This window comes from Burkholderia sp. Bp9015 (assembly GCF_003853505.1).
In the GTDB taxonomy this organism is placed as follows: Bacteria; Pseudomonadota; Gammaproteobacteria; order Burkholderiales; family Burkholderiaceae; genus Burkholderia.
Genome location: NZ_QTPZ01000026.1, coordinates 107,705 through 117,900, shown reverse-complemented (window position 1 = coordinate 117,900; position 10,196 = coordinate 107,705). Strand labels below are relative to the sequence as shown.

The following is a 10,196-nucleotide window of genomic DNA, read 5'->3' as shown; positions in this document are numbered from 1 at the left end:
GGCCGGCACGAACGTGAATCTCGGCGCGAACGCGCTGACGCTCGGCGGAACCGCGAGCGGCACGTACAGCGGCGCGATCGGCGGCACCGGCAGCCTGACGCTGGATGGCACCGGCACGCAGACGCTGAACGGCGCGAGCACTTATTCGGGCGGCACGAACCTCAATAGTGGCGGACTGGTGCTCGGCAACGCCGCGGCGCTCGGCACCGGCGCGTTGAATGTCGGCGGTTCGGCGACGCTCGATACGAACACGAACCTGACGGTGGCGAATGCAATCGGTCTCGGCGCGGGCGCGACGCTCACGCTCGGCGGCAGCAACGCGCTCGGATTGGGCGGCGCGATTACCGGTACGGGCACGCTCGTGAAGAACGGCGCGGCGACGGTGACGCTGACGGGCGCGAACACCTATACGGGCGGCACGACGATCAACGCGGGCACGCTGGCGATCGGCGCGGGCGGCAGCCTGGCGGCGACCGGCGCGATGAATCTCGCGAACGCGGGTGCGACGCTCGACCTCAGCAATGCGTCGGGTGCGCAAACGCTCGGCGCGCTGTCGGGCGCGGCCGGCACGAACGTGAATCTCGGCGCGAACGCGCTGACGCTCGGCGGAACCGCGAGCGGCACGTACAGCGGCGCGATCGGCGGCACCGGCAGCCTGACGCTGGCCGGCACCGGCACGCAGACGCTGAACGGCGCGAGCACTTATTCGGGCGGCACGAACCTCAATAGTGGCGGACTGGTGCTCGGCAACGCCGCGGCGCTCGGCACCGGCGCGTTGAATGTCGGCGGTTCGGCGACGCTCGATACGAACACGAACCTGACGGTGGCGAATGCAATCGGTCTCGGCGCGGGCGCGACGCTCACGCTCGGCGGCAGCAACGCGCTCGGATTGGGCGGCGCGATTACCGGTACGGGCGCGCTCGTGAAGAACGGCGCGGCGACGACCACGCTGACGGGCGCGAACACTTACACCGGCGGCACGACGATCAACGCGGGCACGCTCGCGATCGGCGCAGGCGGCAGCCTCGCATCAACCGGCACGATGAACCTCGCGAACGCGGGCGCGACGCTCGACCTGAGCAATGCGTCGGGTGCGCAGACGCTCGGTGCGCTGTCGGGCGTGGCCGGCACGAACGTCAGCCTCGGCGGCAATGCGCTGACACTGGGCGGGACGGCCAGCGGCACGTTCAGCGGCGTGATCGGCGGCACCGGCGGGCTGACGCTCGCAGGTACCGGCACGCAGACGCTGTCCGGCGCGAACACGTATACAGGCGGCACGACGATCAACGGCGGCAGCACGCTGGCGCTGGGCGCGGGCGGTAGCCTTGCGTCGAGCGGCGCGGTGAACCTGGTCGGCACGGGCGCGACGTTCGACCTGAGCGGCGCAACGGGTGCGCAGACGATCGGCGCGCTGACCGGCGCGGCCGGCACGAACGTGAATCTCGGCGCGACTGCGCTGACGCTGAGCGGCAACGGCAGCAATACCTTCGGCGGCGTGATCGGCGGCACCGGCAGCCTGACGCTGGCCGGCACCGGTACGCAGACGCTGACGGGCGCGAACACGTACACCGGCGGCACGACGATCAACGCCGGCACGCTGGCGCTGGGCGCGGGCGGCAGCCTTGCGTCGAGCGGCGCGGTGAACCTGGCCGGCACGGGCGCGACGTTCGACCTGAGCGGCGCAACGGGCGCGCAGACGATCGGCACGCTGACCGGCACGGCGGGTACGAGCGTGAACCTCGGCGGCAACGCGCTGACACTGAACGGCAGCACCGCCGGCACATTCGGCGGGACGATCGGCGGCACCGGCGGCCTGACGGTCGCGGGCACCGGCATTCAGACGCTGACCGGCAGCAACACCTATACGGGCGGCACGACGATCGCATCGGGCGGCACGCTGCAGCTCGGCAACGGCGGCACGTCGGGCAGCGTGGTCGGCAATGTCGTCGACAACGGCGCGCTGATCTTCAATCAGTCCGCGAACGTGACGCTCGCGAGCGTGCTGTCCGGCACCGGTTCGCTGACCCAGGCCGGCAGCGGGCAACTGACGCTGACCGGTACCAATACGCTGAGCGGCCCGACCACCGTCGCGGCGGGTACGCTCGCGGTCGACGGTTCGCTCGGCCAGTCGACCGTGACCGTGCAGAACGGCGCGACGCTGACGGGCACCGGCACGGTTGGCGGCTTCGTCGTGCAGAGCGGCGCGTTCGCGGCCGCGTCGCAGCCGGGCGCGGCGCTGAACGTGGCCGGCAACGTCACGTTCCAGCCGGGCTCGACGCTGCAGGTCGCGGTGACGCCGCAGCAGGCCGGCAGCATCGCGGCGGGCGGCACGGCCACGCTGAACGGCGGCACCGTGCAGGTGCTCGCGAACCAGGCCAGCTACCAGCCGACCACGAAGTACACGATCCTCAGCGCATCGTCGGGCGTGCAGGGCACGTTCAGCCAGGTGAATTCGAACTACGCGTTCCTGATGCCGACGCTCAGCTACGATCCGGACCACGTGTACCTGCAGCTCGTCGCGAACGGCACGGCGCTGCCCGATGTCGCGGCGACGCCGAACCAGCGCGCGGTCGCGACCGCGATCGGTGGGCTCGGCGCGGGCAACCCGCTCTACGACACGGTGCTGACGACCGATGCGGCCACCGCGCGGCGGGCCTACGGGATGCTCGACGGGGAACTGCAGGCGAGCCTGAAGAGCATGCTGCTGCTCGACAGCCGCTACGTGCGCGAAGCCGTGACCGATCGCGTGCGCCAGGGCCTCGCGCCCGGAGCCGGGCCGCTCGCCGCGCTGTCGTCGGGCGGTGCCGCGCTGTGCGGCGACAACACGGCCGGCGCGACCGATCCGACGCTGCCGCCGGAACGCCGGATCGGTTCGCGCGCAGGTTGCTACGGCGGCACGCCGTATCAGCCGGTGGTCTGGGGGCAGGCGTTCGGCGGCCGCAGCCGGCTCGCGGGCGACGGCAACGCGTCGACGATCAACCGCAGCATGACGGGCTTCATCGCCGGTGCCGACATGGCGCTCAACGACCAGTGGCGTGCCGGTCTCGCCGCGGGCGTCACGCACAGCTCGCTCGACAACGACCAGAGCGCGTCGGCGTCGGTCAACAGCTACTACCTGTCGCTGTACGGGGGCGCGCAGTACGGTGCGCTCGGCGTGCGCGGCGGCGCGTCGTACACGTGGTACCGCATCAACAGCGACCGCAATCCGGGCTTCGCGGGCTTCTCCGATCACGATTCGGCCGGCTACAACGCGCATTCCGAGCAGGTGTTCGGCGAAGTCGGCTATGCGCTGCCGGTCGGGCCGGTCGCGCTCGAACCGTTCGCGGGTCTTGCCTACGTGAACCTGCATACCGACGGCTATACGGAAACCGGCGGCGCGGCCGCGCTGCAGGCCGGCGGCCAGACGACCCACGTCGGTTTCTCGACGCTCGGCGTGCGCGCGGCGTCGCAGCTCGGCACGCTCGCGAGCGGCACGTTCACCGCGCGCGGGACGGTCGGCTGGCGGCATGCGTTCGGCAACGTGCGGCCGTCGTCGGCGTTCACGTTCGCGAACGGCGGCACGTCGTTCCAGGTGTCGGGCGTGCCGATCGCTCGCGACAGCGCGGTGCTCGAAGCGGGCATCGATGCGACCATCACGAAGCGCCTGACGCTCGGTCTCACGTTCAGCGGCCAGTACGGCAGTGGCGTGCGCGACAACGCGGTGCTCGGCAACATCCTGTGGAAGTTCTGACCGGCGCCTGAGGTGCCTGGGCGCGATCCCGATGCGACGGCGATGCCCGCATCGGGGTCGCGTCTTTTTCGGCGCTGCGCGCGTCCCCCGTTCTGGCCTATCCTGTGCGAAACACGCGACGCGCGCCGCGCGTTGCGCCTCGACACAGGAGCATCGATGCCGAATCACGCCGAAGCCACCACGACGCAGGCGCCGCAAGTCGCGCCCGTCCCCCCGACCCAGGCGACAGGCCCCGCATTCATCGCGCCCGAAGCCGATCCGCAGGCGCTCGCACGCAACAACCAGTACGTCCTGAAATCCGGCGACGCGTTCGTCGTCAGCGACGCGCTCGGCGACGTCGGCGGCCATGACGACGGCCTGTTCGTCGACGACATGCGCGTGCTGTCGACCTGGCGCCTGACGTTCGGCGGCCGCGCGCCGTCGCTGCTGTCGGGCGCGACGAGCGCGGACAACGCGTCGTTCACCGCGCACCTGACGAACCGCCCGCTGCCGCCGCTCGGCGGTCGCGAGACGCCCGAGGGCGTGATCCACATCGAACGGATGCGCGTGCTCGCGGGCGACGTGCTGTACGAAGCGCTGACGCTGACCAACTATGGCGCGAGCGAGGCCGAGGTGCCGCTGTCGCTGTCGTTCGCGGCGGATTTCAAGGACATGTTCGAAGTGCGCGGCACGCAGCGCCCGAAGCGCGGCACGGTGGTTGCGCCGCGCGTCGACGGCGGTGCGGTGCGGCTTCGCTACGACGGCCTCGACAAGGTCGAGCGCAACGTGACCGTGCATTTCTCGCCGGCGCCCGACGCGTTGTCGGTCGATCGTGCCGATTACACGCTGACGATCGCCGCGCAGGCGTGCGTGTCGATCTACCTGACCGTCGACGCGACGCTCGGCCGCGCGCACGACGGTGAAGGCCCGGGATGCGGGCGCGTCGCGCTGCGCACCGCGCTCGTCGGCGTGCATCGCGAGATGCGCTCGCGCCGCGAGTCGATGGCGCGCGTGAACACCGGCAATCCGCTGTTCGATGCGTGGCTCGACCGCTCGCTCGCGGATCTCGGGCTGCTCACGACGCAGCTCGATACCGGGCCGTATCCGTATGCGGGCATTCCGTGGTTCTCGACGCCGTTCGGCCGCGACGCGGTGATCACGTCGCTGCAGATGCTGTGGCTGCAGCCGTCGCTCGCGCGCGGCGTGCTGCGCTTTCTCGCGGAGCACCAGGCGCGCGAGACGTCCGCGTTTCGCGATGCGGAGCCCGGCAAGATCATGCACGAATTCCGCCGCAGCGAAATGGCCGCGACGGGGGAGGTGCCGTTCGCGCTCTATTACGGCGGCGTCGACACGACCCCGCTGTTCATCGTGCTCGCGGGCGCGTACGTCGAACACACCGGCGACGATGCGCTGATCGACGAGCTGTGGCCCGCGCTCGAGCGCGCCGCGCAGTGGGTGATCGACAAGTGCGACCGCAATCCGTACGGGCTGCTCGACTACCAGCGCACGTCGGAGCGCGGTCTCGCGAACCAGGGCTGGAAGGACAGCCACGATTCGGTGTTTCATGCGGACGGCCGCTTTCCCGACGGTCCGATCGCGCTCGTCGAAGTGCAGGCGTATGCGTGCGCGGCGCTCGATGCGATGTCGATGTGCTCGCACCGGCGCGGCCACGCGGCCGACGCGACACGCTATGCGCTGCGCGCGAAGGCGCTGCGCGACCAGGTCGAGACGCTGTTCTGGATGCCGGAAGGCCAGTTCTACGGGATCGCGCTCGACGGTCACGGCGACCTGTGCCGCGTGCTGGCGTCGAACGCGGGCCATCTGCTCGCGTTCGGCCTGCCCGACGCCGAGCGCGGCGCGGCGGTCGCCGGCGTACTCGGCTCGACGCTGTTCCAGACGGGCTGGGGCGTGCGCACGCTCGCGGCCGGCCAGCCGCGCTTCAACCCGATGGCCTATCACAACGGCTCGGTGTGGCCGCACGACAATGCGCTGATCGCGCGCGGGCTCGCGCGCTACGGCGACAAGACGGCCGCGGTGAACCTGCTGCGCGCGCTGTTCGAAGCCGCGGTCAGCTTCGAGATGCGGCTGCCGGAGCTGTTCTGCGGGTTCCCGCGCCGGCGCGGCGAGCCGCCGACCGCCTATCCGGTCGCGTGCCTGCCGCAGGCGTGGGCGGCCGGTGCGCCGTTCATGATGCTGCAGGCGTGTCTCGGCGTGAGCGTCGACGCGGCGCGCCACGAGGTGCGGGTCGAGCGCCCGGCGCTGCCCGAAGGTGTCGACTGGCTGCGCATCGACGAACTGCGCGTCGGCGACGAAACGGTATCGCTGACGTTCCGGCGCGTCGATGGCCAGGTGATCGCGTCGGCGGAGCAGCCGGGGCGGGTGAAGGTGGTCGCGGTGCTGTAGCGCATGCGGCTGCACGGACGTTGCGCGATGTCGTGCCACGTCCGCACGCAGCGGCATAGAATCGTGACATGACCCTTGAACGATGGCGGAGGCACCTACGATGACGACCGACAACCGGCCCGACGACGGCGAGCAGAAGAAGCTCGAAAACCTGGAAGCGGCGGTCGACCACCTGCACAAGTCGATCGAGTCGCAGAGCATCGCGGCTGGCGCGGCGAAGGGCATCCTGTTCAGCCTGATCGAAACGCTCGGCGCGCTGATCGGCGATCCCGACCTGCCCGAACATGCGCGCTCCGGGTACGAGGCGCTGCGCGACAAGGCGAGCGAATTGCGCCGCGGGCTCGACCGGCATTGACGAAGCGGCAGCCGGCGTCGGCCGCGTGGCCCGCGCCGGCGCTGCCCAATCCTGCACGGCGCGCACAAAACCCCGTGCGCTCAATGAGTTAGCCGGCCGGTGCGCAGGATATCCACAAGCTTGCCAACACAATCTGTGGAGAACCGGCCGGCCCCCGACCGGCCGCGCAAGCGGCGCCGCGAGGCCGCACACGATGACGCGTCATTGACCTGTCTGGCCCGATCTACTGAATCCCCTTTTGTATCAGGATGTTACGCGTCACATTGGTGGAATATCCACAGGCTTGCCAACAAAATCTGTGGATAAGTCTGACGTGATTGCTTCCTGATGGTTGACGATCCGGCGCGCGGCGGCCGCGGCGTCGAAGCCTTTGCGCACGGGCTGCCCGCTGCGTGCGTCGGCGCGATAATTCGTGCGCGATCAACGGGTTAGACCTCGGGTACCCAGGATATCCACATCCTTGCCAACACAATCTGTGGACAAGCCGGGCCGCATCATTCGAGCGGCGCGGTATCGGCCGCTTCCGCGACGATCCAGTCGCGAAACAGCGTCATCGCCGGCGAGAGCGGCTTCGACTTCAGCGACGTGAGCCAGTAGCCGCCCGCGCGCACGTCGATGTCGAACGGCCGCGCGAGCAGGCCGAGCTGCAGTTCGCGCGCGAACATGCAGGCTGGCGCGAGCGCGATGCCGGCGCCCTGCATCGCGGCCTCGACCATCAGCCGAGACGAATCGAACACGGGCCCGTTCACCGCCCACGGTTCGAGCGACGCGGCGTCGAACCAGCCGTGCCATTCGTCGGTGCGGTACGAGCGCAGCAGCGTTTCGTTCGCGAGATCGGCCGGCCGCGCGAGGCGCCGCGCGATCTCCGGCGCGCACAGCGCGGTGAGCGGGGCGTCGAGCAGCCGCTCGTTGCGCGTCGCCGGCCAGTTGCCTTCCCCGAAGCGGATCGCGAAATCGAGACCCTCGGCCGCGAGGTCGACGACGTTGTTGTGGGTCCGCAGCCGCAGCTCGACGAACGGGTGCGTGTCGCCGAAGCGCTTCAGCCGTGGCATTAGCCAGCCTATGGCAAAGGTGCCGACCGCGCCGAGCGTCAGCACTTCGTGGAAGCGCCCGTCGTCGAACTGCTTGAGCACGGTTTCGATCCGGCTGAATGCGTCGCTGAGCACCGGCAACAGCGCGCGCCCTTCGTCGGTGAGCCCGAGGCCGCGCGGCAACCGGGTGAACAGCGCACAGCCGAGCCGCTCTTCGAGCGAGCGCACCTGCTGGCTCACGGCCGCCTGGGTCACGCTCAGCTCGAGGCCGGCGCGCGTGAAGTTCAGGTGGCGCGCCGACGATTCGAACGCGCGCAACGCATTGAGCGGAAGGTGAGGGCGGAGCTTCGTCATAAGAATTTCTTTTGTCAGCGCTCAATTATCGTTGCTTGTCAGGCAACCGTAAAGTCACGATAGTGCTGTCTCGCCGGCCGGCCGTTCTGCATCCATTCCACCACGAGAGACACCCATGACCTACTCATCGCAACGTCGAACCCTGCTACTGGCCGCCGCGACGGCGCCGCTCGTCCTGACCGTCAGCGCGTGCGCGTCGCCGCCGGCTGCCGGGCAGGATGTTTCGTCCGCGACGTCGTTTGCCGCGCTCGAGCGCGCGGCGGGCGGCCGTCTCGGCGTGTGCGCGATCGACACCGCGGGCGGCCGGCGCGTGCAGCATCGCGCGGACGAGCGCTTCCCGTTCTGCAGCACGTTCAAGGCGATGCTGAGTGCGGCGGTGCTCGCGCAGAGCGTCGAGCGCCCGGGGCTGCTGCAGCAGCGCGTGGCCGTTGCGCAGTCCGATCTCGTGAACTACTCGCCGGTGTCGGGCAAGCATGTCGGCACCGGGATGACCGTCGCCGAGTTGTGCGAGGCGGCGATCCAGTACAGCGACAACTCGGCCGCGAACCTGGCGATGAAGCTGATCGGCGGGCCGGCGGCGGTGACCGCGTTTGCACGTTCGATCGGCGACGACACGTTCCGGCTCGATCGCTGGGAGACCGAACTGAACACCGCGTTGCCGGGCGACCCGCGCGACACCACGACGCCGGCCGCGATGGCTGCGAGCCTGCGCGTGCTCACGCTCGGCGACGCGCTGCCGCCCGCGCAGCGTGCGCAGCTCGTCGCCTGGCTGCGCGGCAACAAGGTCGGCGACAAGCGGATTCGCGCGGGCGTGCCGGCCGGCTGGCAGGTGGCCGACAAGACCGGCACCGGCGACTACGGGACGACGAACGACGCGGGCGTGATCTGGCCGCCGTCGCGCGCACCGATCGTGCTCGCCGTGTATTACACGCAGACGCGTGCCGATGCGAAGGCGAAGGACGACGTGATCGCGGCCGCCGCGCGTATCGCGGTCGCGACGTTCGCGTGAGCGGGCGGCGCGGCGTGCGTTCATCGATGAATGCACGGAACGATGAAGCGATGTGTCGATGAATGCACGCCGTGCCGCAGTCGTGACCGGCATGTCGAAACGTTGTGCGATCAACGACTTAGATGACGCATGCTCAGGATATCCACATCCTTGCCAACAAAAATTGTGGACAAGCCGGCGTGCGGCCGCGTTCATCGCGCAGCGGGCGCGGCGCCGGCGTGCGTGAGGCTTGCCTGCCCGGTTCAAAGCGGCACGGACAAAACCTTTCGGATCAAGCGCTTGTGCGTGGTATGCGCAGGCTATCCACACGCTTGCCAACAAAATCTGTGGACAAGCGGCGTGGCGCGCGCGACATGCGGTCCGTCGCGTCGCGTGACGATGCGTGAACGGCACATCGCGTGGCCGCGTGCCCGATTCGAAGCGGCGCGGACAAAGTCTTACGGATCAAGCGCTTGATCGCGGTATGCGCAGGCTATCCACATGCTTGCCAACACAATCTGTGGACAAGCCCGCCCGATGTTCAGCCATGCCGATCGTCGACCGAGGGCCAGCGCGCGAACGCGAACACCCACAACATGATGAAGTTCAGGACCGGGACGAACATCGTCAGGATCCACCAGCCTGAATGCCCGGTACGCCGAACGATGCGGACATACGGATAGACGACGATCGCGACGAGCACGAGCGAGACGATCAACTGCCCTGCGGTGAAGTGTTCCATGGTCTTCCTCGGAATGATGTGTCGTTGTCCGATGCGGGCGCAACGGCCGGCACCGTGGTGCCGCTGCGTGAAGTCTCGCGATGCGTGGCGCGTGCGGCTCGTGTGATCGTGACGCGTGGCAGGTGCGGGCGTCAAGCGGCGGGCAGGGTGCCGCTGTTGCGCCGGATCGTCCGTCTGCGCGCGCGGGCGAACCGCGTGCTGCCGCAACGGTGACGCGGCGCATGAATCATTGGCCGATCAACGGGTTAGCCGATGCGTGCGCAGGATATCCACAAGCTTGCCAACAAAATCTGTGGGTAAGTGCTGCGACGATCGCATCGCACATCATTGGGGCATCGACGTGGCATCGTGATGCGAAGTGCGGCGAACCGGCGCGTGTGACGGCCCGGCGCGCGCCGCGTCTGCATCACGCGTGCCAAAGTCCGTCGGATCAACGGCTTAGCGTTGCGGTGCGCAGGATATCCACAAGCTTGCCAACATTTTCTGTGGAGAAGTCCGCGTGGCGATTGCGCGGCGCGGCACATCGTGCAAACCGCCTCGTCTGTCGGATCCACCGTGAAGATGTTGAGGAGCACGACGGGTTGCGCGTCGACGCCGAACTGTTGCCGGATCGG

The 10,196-nt window shown here is 69.3% G+C and carries 6 protein-coding genes; 4 read left to right on the top strand and 2 right to left on the bottom strand.

Annotation, left to right across the window (positions count from 1 at the left end):
* The 3 genes from DIE12_RS25465 to DIE12_RS25455 form a co-directional block, all read left to right on the top strand.
* Positions 1-3,730: autotransporter domain-containing protein (locus DIE12_RS25465; RefSeq protein WP_124522459.1), on the top strand; the 3,730-nt coding region annotated here is incomplete at its 5' end.
* A 156-nt stretch (positions 3,731-3,886) separates the two neighbouring features.
* Positions 3,887-6,112, top strand: a complete 2,226-nt coding sequence (locus DIE12_RS25460; RefSeq protein WP_124485310.1) for an amylo-alpha-1,6-glucosidase — start codon at positions 3,887-3,889, stop codon at positions 6,110-6,112.
* Positions 6,113-6,212: 100 nt separating this feature from the next.
* Complete coding sequence (locus DIE12_RS25455) at positions 6,213-6,467, top strand: hypothetical protein (protein ID WP_044847902.1); 255 nt, start codon at positions 6,213-6,215, stop codon at positions 6,465-6,467.
* 494 nt (positions 6,468-6,961) lie between these two features.
* Here the strand turns inward: DIE12_RS25455 and penR are convergent, their stop codons facing one another.
* On the bottom strand, positions 6,962-7,852 hold the full coding sequence (gene penR, locus DIE12_RS25450; RefSeq protein ID WP_124522457.1) for a beta-lactamase transcriptional regulator PenR: 891 nt from the start codon (positions 7,850-7,852) through the stop codon (positions 6,962-6,964).
* A 115-nt stretch (positions 7,853-7,967) separates the two neighbouring features.
* Between penR and blaPEN-bcc the strand changes: the two genes are divergently transcribed.
* Complete coding sequence (gene blaPEN-bcc, locus DIE12_RS25445) at positions 7,968-8,861, top strand: PEN family class A beta-lactamase, Bcc-type (protein ID WP_124522455.1); 894 nt, start codon at positions 7,968-7,970, stop codon at positions 8,859-8,861.
* Between the two features lie 520 nt (positions 8,862-9,381).
* Here the strand turns inward: blaPEN-bcc and DIE12_RS25440 are convergent.
* Positions 9,382-9,582 carry a membrane protein gene (locus tag DIE12_RS25440; protein ID WP_044847905.1) on the bottom strand — a complete coding sequence of 67 codons (201 nt, stop codon included), beginning with the start codon at positions 9,580-9,582 and terminating at the stop codon, positions 9,382-9,384.
* Between the last annotated feature and the right edge of the window lie 614 nt (positions 9,583-10,196).